We start from the raw sequence: 23,428 nt of genomic DNA, 5'->3' as shown, positions 1-23,428 counted from the left end.
TCACTCCCGCTGTTCGAGTGGGTCAGGGATGGACGCCGGGCCGGTATTCAAGTCGGATGAGGTGGGTATTCCGACCAACTGGGGTTCGGCTTCGAGCGAAATACCGAAATGCTCGTGTACGGATCGGCGCACGGCATCGATCAGTGCGAGCAACTCGTCGCCGCTGCCCCGGCCGTGGTTGACCAGTACCAGAGCGTGATTGCGGTAGACGCCGATATCGCCAACGGATTGTCCCCGCCAGCCCAGCGTTTCGATCAGCCAGCCGGCGGCCAGCTTGACGCGGCCTTCGGGCATCGGCCAGTGCGGTAGTTCGGGGTGCTCGGCCAGCAGTTCGTCGGCCTGCGTTCGGGCGACAACCGGGTTCTTGAAGAAGCTGCCGGCGTTGGGCAGCCGGGCCGGGTCGGGCAAGCGATGGCGCCTGAGCCGCATCACGGCGGCGGCCAGCTGGCGCACTGAGGGCTGCTTGATCTTGAGGCGCTCCAACTCTCCGGCCAGGCTGGCGTAGCCGGTATTCGGCCGGAACGTTTGCGACAGCCTGAGCGTCACTTCGGTAATCAGGAAGCGATCACGGTCGAAGGACTTGAAGCGGCTGTCGCGATAGCCGAAATGACATGCATCGCGCTCCAGCGTGACCCAGCGATCATGCAGGCGATCGCGGGCGGTCAACCGTTCGAACAGGTCGGACAATTCGACGCCGTAGGCGCCGATGTTTTGCATGGGTGCCGCGCCGACCGAGCCGGGGATCATGACCAGGTTCTCGATGCCGTACAGGCCCCGATCGAGGCAGCGACGGACCAGTGCATGCCAGTTCTCGCCGGCCGCGGCGGTGACCAGCACCGAGTCGCCGTCGCGGCGAAAACGCAGGCCGCGCATGCGATTGAGGATGATGCGGCCGGGAAAATCGCCGATGAAAAGGGTGTTGGTGCCGCCGCCGAGTACCAGTTCGGGCGCGTCGGAAGCGGGCAGGGCCTCGAGTTGCTCGGGGGTGTCGAGCACGACCAGCTCGGCGGCGCGGGCCGGCAGCCTGAAGCTGCTCAGGCCGCTGAGGTCGACATTCGACCGGATCTCAGGCGCGCTGCTGTGGGGCATCGAGGTGCCAGGCCCGGATGCATTCGGCGATCAGTGCCGGGCCACGGTAAATGAAGCCTGTGTAGAGCTGCACCAGGTCGGCCCCGGCACGCTGCTTGGCGGCGGCGTCCTCGCCGCGTGTGATCCCGCCCAGTCCGATGATCGGAAAGTCGCTGCCGAGGACACGGCGTGCGCGCTTGAGAACCTCGTCGGCCAGGGATCTGAGCGGCGCGCCGCTGAGCCCGCCGACCTCATTGGCATGGCGATGGCCGTTGACGCCGGTGCGCGCCAGGGTGGTGTTGGTTGCAATCACGCCGTCGATCCCGGATTCGCCGATGACCTCGAGCGAGGCGTTCAGCGCGGGGTCTTCCCAGTCCGGCGCGATCTTGATCAGGACCGGGCGGTGACCATCATGCTCGGTCGCCAGGCGATCGCGCCGGGCGGTGAGTTCGGCCAGCAGTTCGCGCAGGTGGCCGGTGTCCTGCAGTTCGCGAAGGTTAGCGGTGTTGGGCGAAGAGATGTTGACGGTGACGTAGTCGCAGTACGGGTAGACCTTGTCCAGGCAAGTCAGGTAGTCGCCGGCGGCCTGGTCGACCGGGGTGTCTTTCTGCTTGCCGATATTGGCGCCGATGATGCCGTCATAGCGGGCGTGTTTCAGCCGCTCGACCAGGTGATCGACGCCCTTGTTGTTGAAGCCGAGCCGGTTGATCAGGGCTTCGTGCTCCGGCAGCCGGAACATGCGCGGCTTGGGGTTGCCCGGCTGTGGTTTCGGCGTGACCGTGCCGACCTCGATGAAGCCGAAGCCGAGCTGGCCGAGGGCATCGATATGATCGCCGTTCTTGTCCAGCCCGGCGGCCAGGCCGACCGGGTTGGGGAACGTGAGGCCCATCAGTTCAACCGGCTTCGATTCGCCGCAGCCGCCCAGCAGCCGCGGCAGCCCGATGAACCGTCCGGCCGAGAGCGTGTTGAGGGCCACCTCGTGTGCCGTCTCCGGCGGGAGGAGGAACAGGCCCTGGCGGAGCCATGGGTACACTACAGTTCGAACTTAATGCCCTGGGCCAGCGGCATCTCACGCGACCAGTTGATGGTATTGGTCTGGCGACGCATGTAGGCCTTCCAGGCATCCGAGCCGGATTCGCGACCGCCGCCGGTTTCCTTCTCGCCGCCGAAGGCACCGCCGATTTCCGCGCCGGAAGTGCCCACGTTGACGTTGGCAATACCGGTATCCGAACCCTTGTGCGAGAGGAAGAACTCGGCATTGCGAATGTCGGTGGTAAAGATCGACGAAGACAGGCCCTGGCGCACGTTATTGTGCTTCTCCATCGCTTCTTCGAGGGTCTTGTAGGAAATGACGTAGAGGATCGGTGCAAAGGTTTCCTCTTGCACGATGTCCCACTCGTTCTCGGCCTTGATCAGGGTCGGCTCGACGAAGAATCCTTCGCGCTCGATGCGGTTGCCACCGGCGAGAATTTCGCCGCCGGCATTTTTCGCCCGCTCCACTGCATCCTCGAAACGCTTGACGGCGTTTTCGTCGGTCAGCGGGCCCATCAGGGTTTTGCTGTCGAGCGGGTCGCCGATGCGGACCTGCTTGTAGGCCCTGACCAGCGCCTCGGTAACCTTCTCCTCGATCGATTCGTGCACGATCAGCCGGCGCGTGGTGGTGCAGCGCTGGCCGGCTGTGCCGACCGCGCCGAACACGATCGCCGGCACGGCCAGGTCGAGATCGGCGGTCTCGTCGAGGATGATGGCGTTGTTACCGCCCAGCTCCAGCAGGCTCTTGCCCATACGCGCGGCCACGCGCTCACCGACCATGCGGCCGACCTGGCTCGAGCCCGTGAAGGACAGCAGGTTGACGCGCTTGTCGTCGATGAAACGGCCGGCCAGTTCGTTGCCCGGTTCCATGAAGGAGGTGAACACCGGCGGATAATCGGTGTCCGCGAGGGCTTCGTTGATGATGTTCTGTACCGCGGCGCAGCACAGCACGCCCTTGGGTGACGGCTTCCAGACGGTGGCATTGCCGCAGATCGCCGAAATGAAGGCGTTCCAGGCATACACCGCGACGGGAAAATTGAACGCCGTGACCACGCCGACCACGCCCAGCGGATGCCACTGTTCGTACAGTCGGTGGCCCGGACGCTCGGAGTGGGTGGTCTTGCCGTAGAGCATGCGCGACTGGCCGAGTGCGAAGTCGCCGATATCGATCATTTCCTGGACTTCGCCGTCGCCTTCGGGCTTGATCTTGCCCATTTCCAGCGACACCAGCGAGCCGAGCGCGTCCTTGTAATCGCGCAGGGCATCGTTGACCAGGCGCACGGCATTGCCGCGCTCGGGTGCCGGCACCATGCGCCAGGCGTCGGCGGCTTCGCGGGCGGTCTCGATCACCTTCTCGTAATCGGCCTCGCTGGCGCCGCTGACGCGCGCGATGACCGAGCCATCGGTCGGATTGATGGACTCGACCAGACTATCCTCGCGAACTTCGCTCCACCGGCCGGGTCCGAAGCAGGCGCCGGGATTGATGTCCTTCAGTCCCAGTCGTTCGAGAAGTTGCTTGTGTTCGCTCATGACCGCGTTCTCCTGGAGTTTCGAGTTTGCCAAACCGGGTATTATGGCATTCCGCGCCGGGCAGGTCAGAGCGGCGGCGTGATATTCTCCCCGTCACGGGAGATTCGCATTCGTTTCGATGAAACTATCCGACCGGGCCACGGTCTAGTCTCCATGTGTGCCCGGTCGCCTTTGCAAGGACAGGAATTGCCCCGATGGGCGAGCGGGAAGTCGATCAAGAACTGGTGGAGCGTGTACAGAGTGGCGACAAACGGGCCTTCGACCTGCTGGTCGGCAAGTATCAGCACAAGATCGTCAGCCTGATTTCGCGCTATGTCTCCGATCACGCCGAAGCGCTGGACGTCGCCCAGGAAGCCTTCATCAAGGCCTATCGGGCGATCGGGCGCTTTCGCGGTGACAGTGCCTTTTACACCTGGCTCTACCGGATCGCGATCAATACGGCCAAGAACCACCTGGTCGCACAGAGTCGACGACCGCCACAGTCCGACGTTGATGCGCAGGATGCGGAACAATTTCAGGTCGACACGCGTCTGAAGGAACAGGATTCGCCGGAACACAATGCGCTGCGTGCCGAAATCGAGCAGACCATCAATCAGGCCATCGCCGATCTGCCCGACGACCTGCGGGTGGCGATCACGCTCAGAGAGCTTGACGGCATGAGCTACGAAGATATCGCCAAGACCATGGACTGTCCGATCGGTACAGTCCGGTCCCGAATCTTCAGGGCCCGCGAGGCCATCGATGCACGGCTACGGCCGCTGCTGGACAATACATAGGAAAGTGACTCAAATGAATGAATCGAGCCGGGAAAACCTGTCGTGTCTGATCGACGACGAACTTGACCGCAAGGGCCGCAAGTTCATGCTCCGGCGCCTGGCCGAAGACACGGACATGAAGGCGGCCTGGAACCGGATGCACATGGTGCGTGCCTGCCTGCATCAGGAAGAACTCGCAACATCCGACCTGGTCTCCCGGGTCGCTGCGGCACTGGACGGGGATCCATCTCCGCAGGCGCCACTGCTGACGCGTTGGATTCGACCGCTGGCCGGCGGCGCAATTGCCGCCAGCGTGGCCGTGATGGCCATTGTCGGCATCAATTCCAGCATGATGGAACGCGGCCCCGGCGGCACCACCGACGCGGAACAACCCGGATTCGTCAGCCAGTCCACGGCGCTCGATGAACCCTTCACGCGATCGGCCGTTCCGGTCAGCTACGACGAGGACCGACGCGCCCAGCGGCAGCGAATCGGAAGCTACGTGCTGCGCCATCACCAGGCGGTCGGCAATTCAGGCTTTATTTCCTACGTGCCGATCGTCACCCACATGGATGAGCGGCCGGATGAAGTCGAGAACGAAACTCTCCAATCCTCGGACCGCTGATTGCATGCGGGGCCTGACTCCACGCCGGCTGGTCGAGGTCACCCTGGGGATGGCCCTGCTGGCTGCCGGACTACCGGTGCTGGCTGAAGAAAGCGTTCACCACTGGCTCGACCGCATGTCGAGGGCCGTTGAAACGCTCGACTACCGCGGCACCCTGGTTCACGTGCGCGAAGGTGAAGTCGATACCCTCAAGATCATTCATCGCTCCGACGAGGAAGGGGTGCGCGAGCGCATCATCTCGATCGATGGTGCGCCGCGCGAGATTCTGCGCCGGGGCGACAATGTCCGCTGCATCTTTCCGGGCGGCGAACCCCTGATGCTCGAAAGCCAGCTCAGCGGTCGGCTGCTGCCGGCGCTGCCGGTCAATCGCCTCTTGGGGCCGGACTCCACCTACCTGATGTCGCTGGGTGGCCAGGAACGCGTGGCCGACATGTCGGCGCAGATCATTCATATTCAGCCACGTGATGCCTATCGCTACGGTGCGCGCCTTTGGCTGGAAGAGAAGACCGGCATGCTGCTTCGCTATGCGCTGATCGATCACGATGGCCGCCAGCTTCAGCAGGTCTCCTTTACCTCCCTGGATCTGGGCGCCTCAATTTCCGACTCGGAACTTGAACCGGAGCTGAGCGGTGAGCAGATGGAGGCACCTGTGGCCAGCGAGGCGTTGCGCTCGTTTAGCGCGGCTGCCCGAAATGTCTCGTCTGCACCGAGGGTGCCGCGCGGCTATCGCCTGATCAACACGGGCAGGGGTCAGGGCGAGGCTGGTGCCGAATTCGAGCACCTGCTCTACAGCGATGGTTTGTCGAGTTTCTCGATCTACGTCGAATCGGCCGAGTCCGGCGCGATGGCAGGTCGGGTCGATAGCATGGGTCCGGTCCACGTCTACACGGTACGCACCGGCGGACGGCTATTCACCGTTGTCGGTGAAGTTCCTTCGGCAACGGTCGAGTTCGTGGGACGGCAACTGCGCCGCTCCGGGCGCCAGCGCACGCGCCAGTGACCGATCGATCACGGTGATGATCTGGCAGGTCGCGCGCGTGATCGATACCGGCGCTGATCGACTGACGCTCGGATTTTCGATGCCGTCGACCTGCAGTCGCTGCGCCCGCGGTCAAGGCTGTGGGGCCGGATTGCTCAGCGCGCTTGTCATGCGCAGTTTCACCCGCATTGACCTTCCCTCCAATGCGGATGCGCGCGTGGGAGAGAGAGTTCGAGTCGGCGTGATGGCGTCCAGGCTGGCCGCAGCAGCGGCTGTCCACTACGGGATTCCGCTGCTGGCTTTCCTGTCGGGTGCTTCACTGGCGCACGGATTGAGCGCCGGTTTCGCGGGCCAGGATCTGGCCGCGTTGGCCGGCGGGCTGGCGGCCTTTGCCCTCAGTGTGCCGCTGATCCATCGATTCGTGCCGATTTCCGTGAACCCCAGAATTGAACGCTTGTCATGCACCACTGACGACACCACTTCTAGCAACAGTTGATCAAGCAAAGGATTGCGATTCATGTTCAAGACACTCAAAGTTTCAGCGATTGCGATCATGCTCCTGGCGGTCACGCCTGTGGTGGCAGCGCCGGATTTCACTGACCTGGTCGAGGCATCGGTGCCAGCCGTGGTCAACATCGAAACCACGCGATTCGGGACACGCCCGGACGAGACCTCGGACTCGCGCCGGCAGGAAATGCCCGAAGATATGCCGGAGTTCTTCCGTCGTTTTTTTGAAGAGCCGTTCGGCGGCGGCCCTCGCGGGCGGCCTGATCGTCAGGGCGGTGGATCGGGCTTCATTATCGACGCCGAGGGTCTGGTGATCACCAACCATCATGTCATTGACGGCGCCGACGAGATCATCGTGCGCCTGGCGGATCGGCGCGAGTTCGAGGCCGAACTGGTCGGTTCGGACGCTGAAACCGACATCGCCGTGCTGCGCATTCCGGCCGATGACCTGCCGACCCTGGAGTTCGGCGGCACTGAATCGCTGAAGCCGGGCGAATGGGTCATTGCAATCGGTTCGCCGTTCCAGTTCGAGCAGTCGGTCACGGCCGGCATCGTCAGCGCCAAGGGCCGCAGCCAGGGCAGTCAGCAGCAATATGTGCCCTTCATTCAGACCGATGTGGCCATCAACCGCGGCAATTCGGGTGGACCGCTGATCAATACCGACGGCAAGGTCGTTGGTATCAATTCTTGGATTCTCAGTTCGCATGGCGGCAATATCGGCCTGTCGTTCTCGATTCCCAGCGAAGTCGCACGCAACTCGGTCGAGCAGCTGCTCGAGCACGGCCGGGTCTCGCGTGGCTTTCTGGGCGTGACCCTTCAGGCGGTCAGCCGTGAGCAGGCCGACGCGCTGGAACTCGAACGTCCGGCCGGCGCCCTGATCAATCAGGTCGAGCCGGGCTCGCCGGCCGACGAGGCCGGCATCGAGGTCGGCGATGTCATCCTCGAATTCGAAGGCATGCCCATCGATCGTCATTCCGAGCTGCCGCCGCTGGTCGGCATGGAGCGACCCGGCACTGAAGTCGAACTGACTGTCTGGCGCTGGGGTGAGCGGCGTACCCTCGAAGTCACGCTGGGGGAGCAGGACGCCTCGGCGATTGAACGGGGCAGGGACGGTGACTCCGCCGCCGAGCCGTCGAATGCGCTCGGGCTGGTGGTCGAACCGCTCAATTCCGAATTGCGTCGGCGCTACGGCGACCCGGACGGCGGGGTGCTCATCAGCGAGGTAGAAAGCGACAACGCCTACCGGGCCGGCATTCGACAGGGGCAACTGATCCTGATGATCAACAATCAGCCGGTTGGCGACATGGATGACTTCGAGCAGATCGTCTCTGCCATCGAGCCCGGGCAGACCGTGGCGCTGCTGGTGCAGCAGGCCAACGGTGCCTCGGCCTTCCTGGCGTATCGGCCCGAGTCGGGCGAGGACGAGTGACGGGGTACACTAGGTCTTTCCCGAAATCGCCCCCGTTCAAGCGGGGGCGATCTGATTCACTCACAGCCAGTTGTCCATGACCGATACCCGCCGCATCCGCAATTTCTCGATCATCGCCCACGTGGACCACGGCAAGTCGACCCTGGCCGATCGCTTTATCCAGGCCTGTGAGGGCCTGACCGAGCGCGAGATGGCCGAACAGGTGCTCGATTCCATGGACCTCGAGCGCGAGCGCGGTATCACCATCAAGGCCCAGAGTGTGACGCTTGATTACCGTGCCGACGACGGCCAGACCTACCAGCTCAATTTCATTGACACGCCCGGCCATGTCGATTTCTCCTACGAGGTGTCACGCTCGCTGGCTGCCTGCGAGGGCGCACTACTGGTTGTCGATGCCGCCCAGGGCGTGGAAGCGCAGAGTGTGGCCAACTGCTACACCGCCGTAGAGCAGGGCCTCGAGGTCATCCCGGTGATCAACAAGATCGACCTGCCGGCGGCCGACCCGGAGCGAGTCAGGCATCAGATCGAGGACATCATCGGAATCGACGCCAGTGATGCCCTGCTGGTCAGTGCCAAGTCGGGTGAAGGCGTGCACGAGGTGCTCGAAGCCCTGATTGCCCGCATCCCGCCTCCGGAAGATCATTCGGATGCGCCTCTGAAGGCATTGATCATCGACTCCTGGTTCGATAACTACCTGGGCGTCAATTCCCTGGTCCGAATCAAGGAAGGCCGGCTGAAGAAGGGCGAGAAGATCCGCGTGATGTCCCTGGGCGAGGAACACCAGGCCGACCAGATCGGGTTTTTCGCGCCCAAGCGCACGCCGCGCGATACCCTCGGCTGCGGCCAGGTCGGTTTTGTCTCGGCGGGCATCAAGGAAGTTCACGGCGCGCCGGTGGGCGACACCATTACCAGTGCGAAGACGCCGGCCGACAAACCGCTTCCGGGCTTCAAGCCGCTCAAGCCGCGCGTGTTCGCCGGCATCTTCCCGATCGATGCCAGCGACTACACCGACCTGCGCGAGGCTCTCGACAAGCTGCAGCTCAATGACTCGGCGCTGCAGTTCGAACCCGAGACCTCGATGGCCCTGGGTTTCGGCTTCCGCTGCGGTTTCCTGGGCATGCTGCACATGGAGATCGTGCAGGAACGGCTCGAGCGCGAATACGATCTCGACCTGATCACCACTGCACCCACGGTCATCTACGAGCTGGCCATGACCGACGGCGAGATCATCTCGCTCGACAACCCGTCCGGCCTGCCGCCGGCCAACAAGATTGCCGAGGTGCGCGAGCCGGTCATTCTGGCCAACATTCTCGTGCCGCAGGATTATGTTGGCGGCGTGATCGGCCTGTGCGAGGAGAAGCGTGGGGTCCAGCGGGACATGCGCTTTATCGGCGGGCAGGTCCGGCTGACCTACGCCCTTCCGATGTCCGAAGTGGTGATGGATTTTTTCGACCGGCTCAAATCGGTCAGCCGCGGCTATGCCTCGTTCGAGTATGATTTCCTCAAGTTCGAGGCGGGTCCTTTCGTGCGCCTTGATCTATTGATCAACGGCGAGCGTGTCGATGCCCTGTCGACGATCGTGCATCGCGACTATTCCGAACGGCGCGGTCGCGAACTGGCCGAACGCATGCGCGAGCTGATTCCGCGCCAGATGTTCGACGTTGCCATTCAGGCCGCCATTGGTTCGCATATCATTGCCCGGTCAACCGTCAAGGCTTATCGCAAGAATGTAACGGCCAAGTGCTACGGTGGCGACGTGAGCCGCAAGCGCAAGCTGCTGGAAAAGCAGAAGGCCGGCAAGCGGCGCATGAAGCAGGTCGGTAAGATCGAGATTCCGCAGGAAGCCTTTCTGGCCGTTCTGCGCAACGACCAGGAGAAATAGCAGCATGCATATGGATTTTGCCCTGATCCTGACCTTACTGACGCTAGTCACTTTCGTGTTCTGGCTGATCGAGCGACTGGTTTTTCGCAAGCGCGGTCCGGAGCAGGGAGGCGGCGTTCGCAAGACCACGGAGACGCTTGGATCGCTGTTTCCGGTCCTGTTGCTGGTGCTGGTCTTCCGATCCTTCCTGTTCGAGCCCTTCAAGATTCCTTCGGGCTCGATGATTCCGACGCTGTGGATCGGGGATTTCATCGTCGTCAACAAGTACGCCTACGGACTGCGCCTTCCGGTCCTCAATTCGAAGGTGATCCCGATCGACGATCCGGAACGTGGCGATATCATCGTGTTCCGCTTTCCGGAGGACGAACGGGTCAATTACATCAAGCGCGTTGTCGGTCTGCCCGGCGACACGATCAGCTACCGCGACAAGCAGCTTTTCGTCAACGGCGAGAAAGTCGAACAGGAAGTGGTCGGTTCGTGGGTCGGCAAGGGACTGAACCGCAACGTACCCGGCCGCAATCCGGTTGAGCTGCTGGAATACTTTGACGATGAGTCGCACCGCATTGTCGTCTATCCCGAGCGACCGAATGGACGCGTGGAATCGGTGACCGTGCCCGAAGGCCAGTATTTCGTCATGGGTGACAACCGCGATCAGTCGCTCGATAGTCGCGCCTGGGGCTTTGTGCCGGAAGAAAACCTGGTCGGCAAGGCGGTGCGCATCTGGATGCACTGGGATTGTTCCCGCGGCTGTGTCGATTTCTCCAGAATCGGTGATAAAATCCAATGACAGGGGGAAGGTGAAACCAGAGGGACCTGCAACGATGACATCGATGACTCACCAGCGCGGATTAAGCCTGCTTGGCTTCATCTTCATTCTCATTCTCGTTCTGTTCTTTACGTTCATCGGTATCAAGCTGGTGCCGATCTACCTCAATCACATGTCGGTAGTCAGCGAGGTCAAGGCCATTGCGTCCGAGCCCGGCGCAGCCGAAAAGCCGCCCAATACCATCCGCCGCGACCTGCTACGGCGACTGGATGTGTCCTACGTCGATCACGTTCAGCCGGAGCACGTCCGTGTGGTCCAGGGCGACGGCGTCAGCCTGGTGGTCGAGTACCAGGTCGAACGGCATCTGATGGCCAACATCGACGTGATCGTCCGGTTCAATCGTGTCGAGCAGCTCCGGAACTGAAGGCGGACAGCTTCCCGGTATCGATTACCGGTTCAGTGATGTCGGGCTGCTCGAGCGCGCGCTGACGCATCGCAGCCATGGCCCCGGGCACTACGAGCGACTCGAATTTCTCGGCGACAGCCTGCTCAGCATGGTGATTTCCGAACGACTGTTTCACGAGTGGCCGCATGCTCCCGAAGGCGATCTCAGCCGGCTCCGCTCGCGCCTGGTGCGGGACGTGACGCTCGCCCAGATCGCGCGCGAACTCGATCTCGGCAGTCACCTGCGCCTCGGTGCCGGCGAACTCAAGAGCGGCGGTTTTCTGCGCGGGTCCATTCTGGCTGACGCGGTCGAAGCCTTGATTGGTGCGATTTATCTTGACGGAGGCCTGGAAGCGACCCGGCGGGTTATACACCAGCTATTCGACAAGCGCTTGCGCGAGCTGCCGGATGCCGACAGCCTCAAGGATCCCAAGACGCGCCTGCAGGAGTTACTGCAGGGGCGCGGCCACGAACTGCCTGAGTACGAGGTGATTGCCGAGTCCGGTGCCGACCATGCCAAGCAATTCGAGGTCGAGTGCCGGGCAGGAGACCTGGTCGAACCGGTCCGGGCCGAGGCGGCCAGCCGGCGCAAGGCCGAGCAGGCCGCCGCGCGCCTGATGCACGAGCAACTGCAGCAGGTATTCGCTACGCGGACCGTTTCGGCCGCATCCGGACAGCAGGACTGAGGCGCGAAATCATGACGGCACATCACAGCGGATACGTGGCGCTGCTGGGGCGGCCCAACGCCGGCAAGTCGACTCTGCTCAATGCCCTGGTCGGCGAACACCTGGCAATCGTGACCCACAAACCCCAGACCACCCGCCACCGCATTACCGGTATCGTCACCCGCCCGGAAGGCCAAGCGGTGTTCGTCGATACGCCGGGTATCCATCGTCGCCGTAACCATGCACTCAATCGCCGGCTCAACCGGATTGCCGCCGACACCCGCCACGGCGTGGATGTGGCGGTGATGTTGATTGACGCCCGCCGCATCACCGACGAGGATCGCCTGGTGCTCGACCTGATGGGGCAGCTCGACGTGCCGCGAATCCTTGCTTTCAACAAGATCGATCTGTTATCGGATCGGGCCGAACTGCTGGCGCGAACCGCCGAACTGACGGCCGAGGTCGATTTCGACGCGACGGTTTACCTGTCAGCGACCAAGGGGGACGGGCTCGACGACCTGCTCGAGGAAGTCTTCCGGCATCTGCCCGAACGTGAACCGCTATTCGAGGCCGAGCTGTTCACCGATCGTTCCGAGCGCTTTCTCGCTGCCGAACTGGTTCGCGAACAGCTCATGCTGCAACTCCACCAGGAAATTCCATACGGTGTGACGGTCGTCATCGAGCGCTTCGAGCGAACCGCCAGGCGACTGGAGATCGACGCCCTGATCCTGGTTGCCAGTGATCGCCACAAGGGCATGGTCATCGGCCGCCAGGGACAGGTGCTCAAGCGTGTGGGCAGCCGTGCCCGGCACCAGATGGCTGAACTGTTCGGCGAGCGTGTGCATCTCGAACTGCATGTCACGACCCGCGCGGACTGGATGGATGACGAGGGCGCTCTCGACGAGCTTGGCTACAGCCGGGATCTTTGACCCCGGTGTCGCGAATCGAGCCGCAAGCGGGCTGGATCGTGCATCGTCGTCCCTGGCGCGAGTCCAGCCTCCTGATCGAGTTTTTCGCCCGCGAGTACGGGCGTGTGGGGCTGGTGGCGCGTGCCGCGCGATCGGCCCGTTCGGGCTGGCGCGGCCTGGCCGAGCCCTTCATTCCCCTGCAGGCCGGCTGGTCGCGGCGCGGCGAGATGGGTACCCTGACCGCGCTGGAGCCGGCCGGTGCACGCCATGCGCTGAGCGGACGGGCGCTGTATTGCGGTCTGTATGCCAATGAACTTCTGCTACGTCTGCTGGGCCGGGACGACCCCCATCCGGAAGTGTTCGACGCCTACAGCGTGCTTCTGGCGGGTCTGAACGAGCAGTTAATGGCGCAGTCCATGCTCCTGCGCCGCTTTGAACTGGCCCTGCTGACCGGCATGGGCGTGGCGCCCGATCTGGACGCCGATGCGCTCAGTGGTGAACCCATCGATTCCGGCGGCAGGTATCATCTCGAGTCGGAAGTCGGTTTCGTGGCCGCGGATCCGCCCGGTTCGGGCGGCTGGCACGGTGCGTCAATCCGCGCCCTGGCGTGCGGCTTTACGGAGAACCGCGATGAAGCGCGTGAAATGCGCGAGATCATGCGTACGCTGATCGATCAGCAGCTTGGTGGTCGCGAGCTGGCATCGCGGCGCTTGCTGGCCGGTACCCGAGCGCACATCAAAGCAGGAAGCAATTCATGAGTGCAGCCTTGCTGGGCGTCAATATCGATCATGTCGCCACATTGCGCCAGGCGCGCCGGGGGCACGAACCCTCGGTGGTTCACGCAGCCCTGTTGGCCGAGCAGGCTGGCGCCGATTCCATAACCATCCACCTGCGTGAGGACCGACGTCATATCCAGGATGCCGATGTGCGCCTGCTGTCCGAAACCATCGGCACCCGCATGAATCTCGAGTCGGCCGTAACCGACGAGATGCTTGCAATTGCGATCGATGTCGGGCCCGCGGACGTCTGTCTGGTTCCCGAGCGGCGTGAAGAGCTGACCACCGAAGGCGGCCTGGATGTCGTCGCCGGGGGTGAGCGCATCAGTGATGCCTGCCGCGCGCTGGCGGAGGCCGGCATCCGCGCCAGCTTGTTCATCGACCCGGACCCGGCACAGATCGAACGGGCCGTGGAAGTCGGAGCGCCGGTGATCGAATTGCATACCGGCGCCTATGCCGAAGCGCGCGGAGGCCGGGCCGCCGAGGAACTGTCCAGGTTGCGCCAGGCGGTGGCCCTCGGGCGCAAGCTGGGCCTCGTCGTCAACGCCGGTCATGGGCTGAATTACCACAATATCCGGGCTGTGGCGGCGATCGAGGGTATTGCTGAGTTCAATATCGGTCACGCCATCGTGTCGCGGGCCGTGTTCAGCGGTCTGGGTCCGGCCGTCGCCGAAATGCGGCGTTTGATTGCCAGCGCCTGATGGCCGTGGATTAGGCGCCCCTAAGGGCTCCTTAAAGGTGGCGCAGGGTCTGGCGCGTGGCGTGTGCGATGCGCAGGAAGTTGAGGTAAGTCGTGCCCGGCGAGCTGTCCAGTTCTGAAAGCAGGCGCTGACGCAGCATCTGGCAGGCCTGGGTCATGCGCATGGCACCCGCGTATCCGCCGGCACCGGCCCACTGATGCAGCAGTTCGGCTGCCTGTTCATACTCGCCGTTGCCGATCAGCCGATCGAGCAACGGCAGTTTTTCATCGAGCTCGCGCGAGAGCATGTCCTGCAGACGGGCGGCGAGGTCGGCATCGTCGTTGGCGGCCGCCATGGCCCGTGCGCGGTCGAAGAGTTGCGTCGGCGCTGCCGGCTGTCGTTCTCTCGGATCCTTCCTGCCGTGCGGGTTGAACAGGTCCTCGATGGCTTCGACCAGGTCGGGAATGGTGATCGGCTTGTTGAGATAATCGTCGAAGCCGGCATCGAGCAGACGCAGCCTTTCTTCCGGCCGGGCGTCGGCGGTCAGGGCCACCATCTGAGCGTGGGCAGAATGATTGTCGAGTTCGCGTATCCTGTTGGCGGTGGCCAGTCCGTCCAATCGCGGCATGTGCAGGTCCATGAGAATGACATCGAAGTCCTCGTTGCGGCAGCGTTCGATTGCCTGGTGGCCGTCCTCGGCCAGGGTGACCTGGGCGACGATACGGCCCAGGCCGGTACTGAGAAATTCCCGGTTGATGCGGTGGTCGTCGACCACCAGAACCCGCAGGGAATCGAGCGAATAACGCGATGACTGAGACGGCATGGCAGTCATCATACCCGAGCCATCCGGCGGGAAAAACCGCCCTGATCGGGCTGTTGGCGCTGCTCTGCCTGAACACCGCGGCCGAGGAACGGCTTGTGCTCGAGAGTGGCCCGGGGCAGTCGGGTCCGCTGGCCTGGGATGTCGTCCGCCTGGTCTTCGAGCCGCAATCGAACGGCGACGGGAGCTGGCAGCTCGAATTGCAGGGCATGGATCTGCCGGGCCTTCAGGGCAGCTTGATGGTGACCTGTGAGCAGGGCGGTTTGCGGCAGGCTCGACCCTGGTGCGGACAGGGCCGGTTCGAATGGCGCCCAGAGGGACAGGAAACGGCGCTGGCGGGCCGTCTGTTTGCACCGTCCGGGCGGCAGGGTATCGGCATTGATCTGTTCGACGGTCAGGCGCGCCTGGTGGTCCCCTGGGCGGATGCGGGGCAGGCCGCGACCGCCCGGGTCGAACTCGATGGACTCGATCTGGCCACGCTGCCCGAAGCGCTGGTCGAGGCGTTCTGGAGTGGCGCGATCGAGGGCCAGGTCGACGGCACGATCGAGTGGAACGGCCGCGCACTCGAACTGGCGCTGACCTTGACCGGAGGCGGATTTGACAGTCCGGACGGCCGTTTTGCCGGCGCCGGACTGGCGCTGACGCTTGGTGGCGAATACATGCCACCGGGTTCTGACAGCCCGGCCTCGTTTTCCTTCGAGCTGGCGCAGCAGGCGGGCGAATTGCTGGCCGGAGCCCTGTATGTCCCCGAGCCGGATCAGGCCGTGAATGTCTACATGTCCGGCCGATTGCAGGCGGATGGCGCACTGGTCGTCACACGGTTCAAGCTCGACGACAGCGGGGCATTGACTGCCGAAGGCGGTTTCGAACTGGCGCCGGCAGCGCAGGACCGGCGGCTGGAGCGCCTGGTCATCGATTCGGTGAACCTGAACTTTCCGGCCGCCTTCGTGCGCTGGGGCGAGGGACTGGCCGGGCTCTATGGAGTCGCCGGCCTGGAGACGCAGGGTCGAGTTGCTGCATCACTGGACTGGCAGCGCGGTCAGCCGCCCCTATACGCGCTGGACTTCGAATCGCTCGAGCTCGAGGACGACCGAGGGCGGTTTGCCATCAACGGCGTAAATGGCCGGGTCGAGTCCCGGCCCGACCGCCAGCAAGCGGAGATCGAATGGCAGGGCCTGGAATTGTTCCGGCTGGCGTTCGGGCCGTCGACGCTGCAGGCCGCAGCGCAGGCCGGCGACTGGCAGTTGAGTGAGCCGCTGGTGCTGCCCTTGCTCGACGGCGGGGTGGTCATCGAGTCCATGGCGCTCCGGACCGGTGAGTCACCGCGGCCGGCGATCATGCTCGATGCCCGAATCGATCCGCTGGAGCTGACCGAACTGACCCGAATGCTCGGCCTGCCGGAGTTCGGCGGCAGCCTGTCCGGACGGTTCCCGGGGATCGAGTTCGATGCCGAGCGCATTGCCTTTACCGGTGGTATCGACGTGCAGGCGTTCTCCGGTGGCATCCGGCTGCGCGACCTGGTCATCGAACGCCCCTTCGGAAGTTTGCCGGCACTGGCCGCCCAGGTCGAATTCGAACGGCTTGATCTTGCTCAGCTGACCGGCGCATTCAATTTCGGTCATATGGAAGGACAGCTATCGGGCTGGATGCGCGATCTTCGACTGCTCGATTGGCAACCAGCGGCCATGGATGCCCGCCTGTTTACCCACGAGGACGCGCCGAGTCGGCGGATCAGTCAGAGAGCAGTCGAAAATTTGTCGCGCCTGGGCGGCAGCGCGGCAGCCCTGGGTACCAGTCTGTTGAGCATATTCGACGAGTTTCCCTATCGCCGTGCCGGTCTTGCCTGCCGCCTCGATCGCAACATCTGCCACATGGACGGCGTGGCAGCGCATGCAAACGGCGGCTATTACATCCTCGAGGGACGCCTCCTGCCGCGTCTGGATATCATCGGCCACCGCCGCCTGGTCGACTGGCCGCTGGTGGTCGCGCAGTTGGTGGCGGCCACCCGCGACTAACTTACTTGCCGAACTTGTACTTTCCGGATCCGCTTGTCGACCATATCGACGATGGTGAGGATGTGCTTGCCGATTCTCAGGCAGGTACGGCCGTCGGGGAGGGATTCAAGATGCTCGAGCACCAGTCCATTGAGGGTCTTGGCGCCACTGGTGGGCAGTTGCCAGTCATAGCGCCGATTGAGCATGCGCAAGGAGGCAGCGCCGTCAACGATCCAGTCGCCGTTGTCGAGCTTTCTGACCAGGCGCTGCCGGGTACTGCCTTCGGTGGTGAATTCACCCACGATTTCCTCGAGGATGTCGTCCAGGGTAATCAGACCCTGGATGTCGCCGTACTCGTCGACGACCAGGCCCAGCCGTCGCTCGCGGGTCTGAAATTCCAGTAGTTGCTGGGTCAGCGGCGTCCCTTCGGGCACGAAATAGGGTGAGCGTATGGCACGCTCCAGCGTTGTGCGATCCAGTCGCCCCTGGGTCAGGCCGGGCAGAACCGAGCGGATATGCAACAGGCCGATCATCTCGTCGAGATCGCCGCGCCACACCGGCATTCGAGTATAGATGCTGGTTTCCAGGCTCTGCAGAATCTCGTCCCATTCGACTTCCAGATCGATGCCCACGATGTCCTGGCGTGGAACCATCACATCGTCGACGGTGCCGTGTTCCAGGTCGAGAATGTTGATCAGCATCTGGCGATGATCGAGTGAGATGTGGCGCCCGCCTTCCTTGACCAGGGTTCGGAGTTCCTCGCGGCTGATCGAGTCCTGGGCGTTGGTGAGCTTGTGTACGCCGAAGGGTCGCAGCAGTGCCGCGGCAGCCAGGTTGATCAGCCATACCACCGGATAGAGCACTTTCAGCAGCGGCGTGAGGACGTAGCTGGCCGGATAGGCGACCCGCTCGGGGTTGAGTGCAGCCAGCGTCTTCGGGGCCACCTCGGCAAATATGAGAATGACGACGGTCATTGCCAGGGTCGATACCCAGATGCCTGATTCGCCCAGCGCCTGAATGGCGATGACCGTGGCCACCGAGGCGGCCATGATGTTGACCAGGTTGTTACCCAGCAGAATGATGCCGAACATGCGGTCGGGCTTGGCCAGCAGGCGCTGCGCCAGCCTGGCCCCGTGCAGGCCGTTCTTGGCGTGGTGGCGCAGGCGATAGCGGTTGAGCGCCACCAGGCCGGTTTCGGATCCGGAAAAGAAGGCCGAGAGCACGATCAGCACGCCCAGCAGGGAGAACAGTACGGGCAGGGGGGCGTCGGTCATGGCATCACCCGCTGGCTGGAGCCTGCCAGCTGCGATCCAGGAACACTTCCAGCACGAGTTTGCTGCCGAAGTAGGCCAGCAGGAGCAGGCTCATCGCGATCAGGGTCCAGCGTACGGCTTTACGGCCGCGCCAGCCCAGGCGGATGCGGCCAAACAGCAGCAGTCCAAACAGCATCCACGACAGTATCGACAAGGCGGACTTGTGCACCAGGTGTTGGGCGAACAGGTTGTCCACGAACACCAGTCCGCTGATCAGGCCCAGGGTCAGGAGCAGCCAGCCGGCGGCAATCAGCCGGAACATGATGGATTCGATCACCACCAGTGGCGGCAGGAATTCAAGCCGGCGATAGGCGAGGGGGTGTCGCAGGGCATAGTCCTGGGCGGCCAGCATCAGGGCATTGATCGCCGCGATACTCAGCAGGCTGTAGGCGAGCAGGGAACTGACGATGTGCAGGCGGGTCGTGGTCGACAGGCTGCCGAGAATCAGCGGTTCGGCCGGCACCAGCCACTGCAGCAGCAGGCACAGCGCGGCCCCAGGGGCGGCGATGAGGCAGGCCTCGACCGTGCCGGTCGCCACCGCCGTGACCAGCAGCGTGCCTATGATCAGCAGGGAGGTTAGCGACAACAGGTTAATGAAATTGGCGTCCCATCCCGCAGGCAGGTCGATGCCGTGTACGACCGCGAAGGCGTGCAATACGACGCCCAGGCCAATCAGGATCAGTCCGAAAGTCCGGAAAGCCTGCCGGTCGCGAACTTCCCCCAACACCAGGAGGCCCGTGGCGCCCAGGTAAATGACGATCGGCAAAAGGTAAATCAGAATCTGTATATCCAAGGATCACTGACTGGATGGGACTCGGGCCCAGTATAATGATTCCAGCCACCAAATCGTGAAGTCATCACATGTTCGACCAGCTTAGCAATCGACTGTCCGGATCGTTGGAACGGCTGCGCAGCCGCGGCCGCCTGACCGAGGACAATATCCGCGAGTCCCTGCGCGAAGTCCGCGTCGCGCTGCTCGAGGCCGATGTTGCGCTGCCGGTGGTCAAGGATTTCATCGCCCGGGTCAACGAGCGCGCCGTCGGACAGGAAGTCAGCAAGGCGCTCAAGCCTGGCCAGGCCCTGATCAAGATCGTCCACGAGGAACTCAAACACGTCCTCGGCGACGAGCAGGCGCCGCTGGCCCTGGATCGCCAGGCCCCGGTCGTGATCCTGCTGGCCGGCCTGCAGGGTGCCGGCAAGACCACGACTGCCGGCAAGCTGGCGAAGCTGATCCAGGAGCGTCACAAGAAAAAAGTCATGCTGGCCAGCTGTGATGTCTACCGCCCGGCCGCTATCGATCAGCTCGAGACCCTGGCCGGGCAGGTCGAGGCCGGCTTCTTCCGATCCGACGAGGCGGCCGATCCGGTGCGCATCGCGGAAGACGCCGTCGGCCAGGCGCGCAGGCAGTTCGCCGACGTGCTGATCCTCGACACCGCCGGCCGCCTGGCAGTTGACGAGGCCATGATGGACGAGATTCGCCGCGTGCACGCCGCGGTCGATCCCGCCGAGGTGCTGTTCGTGGTCGATGCCATGACCGGCCAGGACGCGGCCAACACGGCAAAGGCCTTCCACGAGGCGCTGCCGCTGAGCGGCGTCGTTTTGACCAAGGCCGACGGCGACGCCCGCGGCGGCGCGGCCTTGTCGGTGCGTCATATCACCGGTGCGCCGATCAAGTTCCTGGGTACGGGCGAGAAGATCGATGGTCTCGAGCCCTTCCATCCCGACCGCCTGGCCTCGCGCATCCTGGGGATGGGCGACGTGCTCAGCCTGGTCGAGGAGGTCGAGCGCAAGGTCGATCAGAAGCAGGCCCGGAAACTGGCTGGCAAGGTCGGCAAGGCCAGCAAACGCTTCGGTCTGGACGATTTTCGCGACCAGCTGCTGCAGATGGACAAGCTTGGCGGCATGGGCGCGCTGATGGACAAGCTGCCTGGCATGGGCAATCTCCCCGAGGCCGTCAAGTCACAGGTCGATGATCGCCAGACCAGGCGCCTGGTCGCCATCATCAATTCGATGACGCCGAAGGAACGACGCTACCCGGACATCATCAAGGGATCGCGCAAGCGCCGCATCGCGGCCGGTTCCGGGCTGCAGATCCAGGACGTCAACCGCTTGCTCAAGCAGCACAAGCAAATGCAGAAAATGATGAAGAAGGTCGGCAGCAAGGGCGCCATGGCCAAGATGATGAAACGATTGCCCGGCGGTGGACTGCCCGGTGGCGGGTTTCCGGGCGGCTGAGGCCTATTGAATGGATACCAAGCGGAATATCGTCGAAAATTGGCTGCCCCGGTACACGGGGACCGAGCTGGCCGATTTCGGCCAGTACATCCTGCTGACCAATTTCGACAACTACGTCGACAAGTTCGCAGCGGCCATGGGCGCCGAGATTCGGGGCAAGGACCGGCCGATGCGAAATGCCACGGCCGACAACATCACAATCATCAATTTCGGCATGGGTAGCGCCAATGCCGCCACCGTCATGGATCTGCTCGGCGCCATCGATCCCCGGGCCTGCCTGTTTCTGGGCAAGTGCGGGGGGCTGAAGAAAAAGAATCAGCTCGGCGACCTGATCCTGCCGATTGCCGCCATTCGCGGCGAGGGCACATCGACTGACTACTTCCCGCCGGAGGTGCCGTCGCTGCCAGCTTTTACCCTGCAACGAGCCGTTTCCTCGACCATCCGGGACCACGGCCTGGACTACTGGACCGGCACCGTCTACACCACCAACAGGCGGGTCTGGGAACATGACCGGGCCTTCAAGAAGTACCTGCGCCGGACGCGCTGCATGGCCATCGACATGGAAACGGCCACCATCTTCGTCACCGGCTTCGCCAACTCGATTCCGACTGGCGCGCTGCTGCTGGTCTCTGATCAGCCAATGGTCCCCGATGGCGTCAAGACTGATGCCTCCGACCGCGTTGTCACGCAGCACTACGTCGATGCGCAGATTGCCATCGGCATCGATGCACTCAAGGAAATTCGCGACGAGGGACGCTCGGTCAAGCATCTTCGTTTTGACTGATCTTGCTATCGTGCTGTCACTTTCGGCACAGGCGGTCTGTCAGACTTACTGGCATGATGCGCGATTCCGAACCAACTTTGGATATGATTGATGAGGATATTGTGGACTGCACTGCTGACGGCGGGGCTGCTCGCTCCGACAGTGACCATGGCCGGGAATGACCCCTGGCTGTGGCTGGAGGATGTCGAGGGCGAGAACGCCCTGGCCTGGGCGCGCGGGCAGAATGAACGTTCCCTCGAACACCTGAAGTCGCATCCGCTGTTCGAGCCGGTTCACGAGCGTGCGCTTGAAATCCTGACCTCGGACGATCGCATCGCCTATCCCGCGCTCAGGGGCGGCGAGATCTACAACTTCTGGCGCGACGAGGATCACGTGCGCGGCATCTGGCGCAGGACCTCGCTCGACAGTTATCGTGGCGATTCACCCGACTGGCACGTGATTCTCGACGTTGACGAGTTGGCTGAACGCGAGGACAAAAACTGGGTCTGGGCGGGTTCGGACTGCCGCTACCCGGACTATGATCGCTGTTTTATCGGACTGTCGGTCGGCGGGGCCGATGCCGCCGTTCGGCGCGAATTCGATCTCGAGACCGGCGAGTTTGTCGAAGACGGCTTCCGGCTCGAGGAATCGAAGAGTTCGATCACCTGGCGCGACCGCGACAGCGTCTTCGTCGGCCCGGCTTTCACTGACGAGCAGGTCACCGATTCCGGCTATCCGCGCAGCGTGCGTATCTGGCATCGTGGCAGCGATTTGTCCGAGGCCGAAACGGTGTTCGAGGGCGAGCGCGGCGATGTCGGTGTGTTTGCCATGCGCATGCATGACGGCGACGATTACTACGACCTGATCATCCGGGCGCCGGGTATCTTCACGCGCGAGTACCACCTGTTCGAAGGCGGTGAAACGAAGCGGCTAAACCTTCCCGCCGATGCCGAGCTGACCGGAGTCATTGACGGCCAGCTGCTGGTTGACCTCAAGTCCGAGTGGACCGTGGGCGAGACGAGCTTCGGGCAGGGCGCCCTGGTGGCGGGCCCGGTCGAAAGTTTTGTCGGCGATTCGCCCAGCCTGGAAGTGCTGATCCAGCCCGACGAGCACCAGTCGATCAATGGCGTGACCACCACCGAGAATGCCGTGCTGATCAACCTGCTCGACAAGGTCAACGGCAAGCTCGTGAGCTTTGTCCGGGAGGAAGGGAGCTGGCAGCAGCAGGAGCTCGATGTGCCGCCCATGGGAACAATCACGGTGGTGACCGCCGATGATGATTCCGATCGTTTCTTCTATGACTACACCGGTTTCCTCACGCCCTCGACCCTGTTCGAGGCTGATGCCGTGTCTGATTCGCGCCGTGAGGTCCGGGCCGAACCCGCCTGGTTCGATGCCGAAGGCATGAACGTGGCGCAGTACGAGGCCGAATCGGCCGACGGCACGATGATTCCGTACTTCGTCGTCGAGCCGCGTGGCTTCGAGGCCGACGGCAGCAATCCGACCCTGTTGTCGGCTTACGGCGGATTCGAAGTTTCGCGCACGCCGAACTATTCGGGCGTCACCGGCTCGGCCTGGCTCGAGCGCGGCGGTGTGTACGTGCTCGCCAATATTCGCGGCGGTGGCGAGTTCGGACCCAGGTGGCACCAGGCCGCACTGAAGGAGAACCGCCAGCGCGCTTTCGACGACCTGATCGCCGTCTCCGAGGATCTGATCGAGCGCAAGATCACCTCACCCGAGCATCTGGGTATTCAGGGCGGCTCGAACGGTGGCCTGCTGGTCGGTGCGGTGATGGTGCAGCGTCCGGAACTTTACAACGCTGTCGTTTGCCAGGTGCCGTTACTCGACATGAAGCGTTACCACAAGCTATTGGCCGGCGCCAGCTGGATGGGCGAGTACGGCAACCCGGATGAACCCGAGCAGTGGGAATACATCGGCAGGTATTCGCCGTATCAGAACGTCTCGGCCGAGGCCGAGTATCCCAGGGCCTTTTTCACGACTTCGACGCGCGACGATCGCGTGCACCCCGCCCATGCCCGCAAGATGGTGGCGCGGATGCTCGACCAGGGTCATGACGTGCTGTATTACGAAAACATCGAGGGCGGCCACGGTGGCGCGGCCAACCTGAAGCAGCAGGCCTTCCTGTCGGGGCTGATCTACGCCTACCTGCACCATCAACTGAAACCAGCAGACGACTGATCGGTCTGCAGATGGAAACCGAAGAGGGCGCGACGCGGGTCATCGGCGTCGCGCCCTT

Annotated in this window: 22 protein-coding genes; 16 read left to right on the top strand and 6 right to left on the bottom strand. The window is 63.3% G+C overall.

Going from position 1 to position 23,428, the window contains the following annotated elements; genetic code table 11:
• Genes murB through G4Y73_RS13310 form a run of 3 tightly spaced genes read right to left on the bottom strand, consistent with a single transcriptional unit; the run spans position 1 to position 3,630 of the window.
• A complete protein-coding gene (gene murB / locus G4Y73_RS13320; RefSeq protein WP_164232311.1) occupies positions 1-1,089 on the bottom strand; it encodes a UDP-N-acetylmuramate dehydrogenase in 1,089 nt (362 codons plus the stop codon).
• Positions 1,067-2,101, bottom strand: a complete 1,035-nt coding sequence (locus G4Y73_RS13315; RefSeq protein WP_164232310.1) for a quinone-dependent dihydroorotate dehydrogenase — start codon at positions 2,099-2,101, stop codon at positions 1,067-1,069. The genes murB and G4Y73_RS13315 overlap by 23 nt, the downstream gene beginning before the upstream one ends.
• On the bottom strand, positions 2,101-3,630 hold the full coding sequence (locus G4Y73_RS13310) for an aldehyde dehydrogenase family protein (protein ID WP_164232309.1): 1,530 nt from the start codon (positions 3,628-3,630) through the stop codon (positions 2,101-2,103). The genes G4Y73_RS13315 and G4Y73_RS13310 overlap by 1 nt, the downstream gene beginning before the upstream one ends.
• 194 nt (positions 3,631-3,824) lie before the next feature.
• On the opposite strand from G4Y73_RS13310, the gene rpoE reads away from it, so the two are divergent.
• The 12 genes from rpoE to pdxJ all read left to right on the top strand — a co-directional run bounded on the left by rpoE (position 3,825) and on the right by pdxJ (position 14,067).
• The gene (gene rpoE, locus G4Y73_RS13305) at positions 3,825-4,406 is read left to right on the top strand and encodes an RNA polymerase sigma factor RpoE (RefSeq protein ID WP_164232308.1); all 582 of its coding nucleotides are present in this window, start codon (positions 3,825-3,827) and stop codon (positions 4,404-4,406) included.
• Between the two features lie 13 nt (positions 4,407-4,419).
• Positions 4,420-5,010: a sigma-E factor negative regulatory protein gene (locus tag G4Y73_RS13300; protein ID WP_164232307.1), complete on the top strand. Its 591-nt coding sequence runs from the start codon at positions 4,420-4,422 to the stop codon at positions 5,008-5,010.
• Positions 5,011-5,014: 4 nt separating this feature from the next.
• Positions 5,015-6,010, top strand: coding sequence for a MucB/RseB C-terminal domain-containing protein (locus G4Y73_RS13295; protein WP_164232306.1), 996 nt, complete (start codon positions 5,015-5,017; stop codon positions 6,008-6,010).
• Between the two features lie 16 nt (positions 6,011-6,026).
• A complete protein-coding gene (locus G4Y73_RS13290; RefSeq protein ID WP_240451376.1) occupies positions 6,027-6,485 on the top strand; it encodes a SoxR reducing system RseC family protein in 459 nt (152 codons plus the stop codon).
• 21 nt (positions 6,486-6,506) lie between these two features.
• Positions 6,507-7,925 (top strand): Do family serine endopeptidase, encoded by a 1,419-nt coding sequence (locus G4Y73_RS13285; RefSeq protein ID WP_164232304.1) that lies wholly within the window; start codon positions 6,507-6,509, stop codon positions 7,923-7,925.
• A gap of 76 nt (positions 7,926-8,001) precedes the next feature.
• Complete coding sequence (lepA, locus tag G4Y73_RS13280) at positions 8,002-9,807, top strand: translation elongation factor 4 (protein WP_164232303.1); 1,806 nt, start codon at positions 8,002-8,004, stop codon at positions 9,805-9,807.
• Between the two features lie 4 nt (positions 9,808-9,811).
• A complete protein-coding gene (lepB, locus tag G4Y73_RS13275; protein ID WP_164232302.1) occupies positions 9,812-10,594 on the top strand; it encodes a signal peptidase I in 783 nt (260 codons plus the stop codon).
• Between the two features lie 43 nt (positions 10,595-10,637).
• Positions 10,638-10,997, top strand: coding sequence for a DUF4845 domain-containing protein (locus G4Y73_RS13270; protein WP_164232301.1), 360 nt, complete (start codon positions 10,638-10,640; stop codon positions 10,995-10,997).
• Positions 10,975-11,703: a ribonuclease III gene (rnc, locus tag G4Y73_RS13265; RefSeq protein ID WP_346426859.1), complete on the top strand. Its 729-nt coding sequence runs from the start codon at positions 10,975-10,977 to the stop codon at positions 11,701-11,703. The genes G4Y73_RS13270 and rnc overlap by 23 nt, the downstream gene beginning before the upstream one ends.
• Positions 11,704-11,714: 11 nt before the next feature.
• A complete protein-coding gene (gene era / locus G4Y73_RS13260; protein ID WP_164232300.1) occupies positions 11,715-12,611 on the top strand; it encodes a GTPase Era in 897 nt (298 codons plus the stop codon).
• Positions 12,612-12,616: 5 nt separating this feature from the next.
• Positions 12,617-13,348, top strand: a complete 732-nt coding sequence (gene recO, locus G4Y73_RS13255; protein WP_164232299.1) for a DNA repair protein RecO — start codon at positions 12,617-12,619, stop codon at positions 13,346-13,348.
• Complete coding sequence (gene pdxJ / locus G4Y73_RS13250) at positions 13,345-14,067, top strand: pyridoxine 5'-phosphate synthase (RefSeq protein WP_164232298.1); 723 nt, start codon at positions 13,345-13,347, stop codon at positions 14,065-14,067. Before recO ends, pdxJ begins: the two co-directional genes overlap by 4 nt.
• A 31-nt stretch (positions 14,068-14,098) precedes the next feature.
• Here the strand turns inward: pdxJ and G4Y73_RS13245 are convergent, their stop codons facing one another.
• Positions 14,099-14,869, bottom strand: a complete 771-nt coding sequence (locus tag G4Y73_RS13245) for a response regulator (RefSeq protein WP_164232297.1) — start codon at positions 14,867-14,869, stop codon at positions 14,099-14,101.
• Here G4Y73_RS13245 and G4Y73_RS13240 point away from each other — a divergent pair.
• Positions 14,854-16,881, top strand: a complete 2,028-nt coding sequence (locus G4Y73_RS13240) for a hypothetical protein (protein WP_164232296.1) — start codon at positions 14,854-14,856, stop codon at positions 16,879-16,881. The genes G4Y73_RS13245 and G4Y73_RS13240 overlap by 16 nt on opposite strands.
• Here G4Y73_RS13240 and G4Y73_RS13235 read toward each other — a convergent pair.
• Together G4Y73_RS13235 and ccsA are read right to left on the bottom strand one after the other, a co-directional pair.
• Positions 16,878-18,134: an HlyC/CorC family transporter gene (locus G4Y73_RS13235; RefSeq protein WP_164232295.1), complete on the bottom strand. Its 1,257-nt coding sequence runs from the start codon at positions 18,132-18,134 to the stop codon at positions 16,878-16,880. The genes G4Y73_RS13240 and G4Y73_RS13235 overlap by 4 nt on opposite strands.
• A 4-nt stretch (positions 18,135-18,138) precedes the next feature.
• Complete coding sequence (gene ccsA, locus G4Y73_RS13230; RefSeq protein WP_164232294.1) at positions 18,139-18,966, bottom strand: cytochrome c biogenesis protein CcsA; 828 nt, start codon at positions 18,964-18,966, stop codon at positions 18,139-18,141.
• A gap of 68 nt (positions 18,967-19,034) precedes the next feature.
• On the opposite strand from ccsA, the gene ffh reads away from it, so the two are divergent.
• From ffh to G4Y73_RS13215, 3 genes are all read left to right on the top strand, one after another.
• Positions 19,035-20,408: a signal recognition particle protein gene (gene ffh / locus G4Y73_RS13225; protein ID WP_164232293.1), complete on the top strand. Its 1,374-nt coding sequence runs from the start codon at positions 19,035-19,037 to the stop codon at positions 20,406-20,408.
• Between the two features lie 10 nt (positions 20,409-20,418).
• Positions 20,419-21,192, top strand: a complete 774-nt coding sequence (locus tag G4Y73_RS13220; RefSeq protein WP_164232292.1) for an AMP nucleosidase — start codon at positions 20,419-20,421, stop codon at positions 21,190-21,192.
• A gap of 90 nt (positions 21,193-21,282) precedes the next feature.
• Entirely contained in the window at positions 21,283-23,370 is a 2,088-nt protein-coding gene (locus G4Y73_RS13215) for a prolyl oligopeptidase family serine peptidase (RefSeq protein WP_164232291.1), read from the top strand.
• Positions 23,371-23,428 lie beyond the last annotated feature (58 nt).

This window comes from Wenzhouxiangella sp. XN201, from assembly GCF_011008905.1.
Lineage (GTDB): Bacteria > Pseudomonadota > Gammaproteobacteria > Xanthomonadales > Wenzhouxiangellaceae > Wenzhouxiangella.
The sequence above is the reverse complement of the archived record's forward strand: the minus strand, read 5'-3'. Positions and strand labels throughout refer to the sequence as shown.

Coding starts and splice junctions, on each gene's coding strand:
- G4Y73_RS13295 (WP_164232306.1), top strand. CDS start 5,015: ATGCGGGGCCTGACTCCACGCCGGCTGGTCGAGGTCACCCTGGGGATG.
- G4Y73_RS13240 (WP_164232296.1), top strand. CDS start 14,854: ATGACTGAGACGGCATGGCAGTCATCATACCCGAGCCATCCGGCGGGA.
- G4Y73_RS13215 (WP_164232291.1), top strand. CDS start 21,283: ATGAGGATATTGTGGACTGCACTGCTGACGGCGGGGCTGCTCGCTCCG.
- G4Y73_RS13270 (WP_164232301.1), top strand. CDS start 10,638: ATGACTCACCAGCGCGGATTAAGCCTGCTTGGCTTCATCTTCATTCTC.
- pdxJ (WP_164232298.1), top strand. CDS start 13,345: ATGAGTGCAGCCTTGCTGGGCGTCAATATCGATCATGTCGCCACATTG.
- G4Y73_RS13300 (WP_164232307.1), top strand. CDS start 4,420: ATGAATGAATCGAGCCGGGAAAACCTGTCGTGTCTGATCGACGACGAA.
- lepB (WP_164232302.1), top strand. CDS start 9,812: ATGCATATGGATTTTGCCCTGATCCTGACCTTACTGACGCTAGTCACT.
- G4Y73_RS13290 (WP_240451376.1), top strand. CDS start 6,027: ATGATCTGGCAGGTCGCGCGCGTGATCGATACCGGCGCTGATCGACTG.
- G4Y73_RS13220 (WP_164232292.1), top strand. CDS start 20,419: ATGGATACCAAGCGGAATATCGTCGAAAATTGGCTGCCCCGGTACACG.
- G4Y73_RS13235 (WP_164232295.1), bottom strand. CDS start 18,134: ATGACCGACGCCCCCCTGCCCGTACTGTTCTCCCTGCTGGGCGTGCTG.
- ffh (WP_164232293.1), top strand. CDS start 19,035: ATGTTCGACCAGCTTAGCAATCGACTGTCCGGATCGTTGGAACGGCTG.
- lepA (WP_164232303.1), top strand. CDS start 8,002: ATGACCGATACCCGCCGCATCCGCAATTTCTCGATCATCGCCCACGTG.
- G4Y73_RS13245 (WP_164232297.1), bottom strand. CDS start 14,869: ATGCCGTCTCAGTCATCGCGTTATTCGCTCGATTCCCTGCGGGTTCTG.
- era (WP_164232300.1), top strand. CDS start 11,715: ATGACGGCACATCACAGCGGATACGTGGCGCTGCTGGGGCGGCCCAAC.
- G4Y73_RS13285 (WP_164232304.1), top strand. CDS start 6,507: ATGTTCAAGACACTCAAAGTTTCAGCGATTGCGATCATGCTCCTGGCG.
- G4Y73_RS13310 (WP_164232309.1), bottom strand. CDS start 3,630: ATGAGCGAACACAAGCAACTTCTCGAACGACTGGGACTGAAGGACATC.
- murB (WP_164232311.1), bottom strand. CDS start 1,089: ATGCCCCACAGCAGCGCGCCTGAGATCCGGTCGAATGTCGACCTCAGC.
- rpoE (WP_164232308.1), top strand. CDS start 3,825: ATGGGCGAGCGGGAAGTCGATCAAGAACTGGTGGAGCGTGTACAGAGT.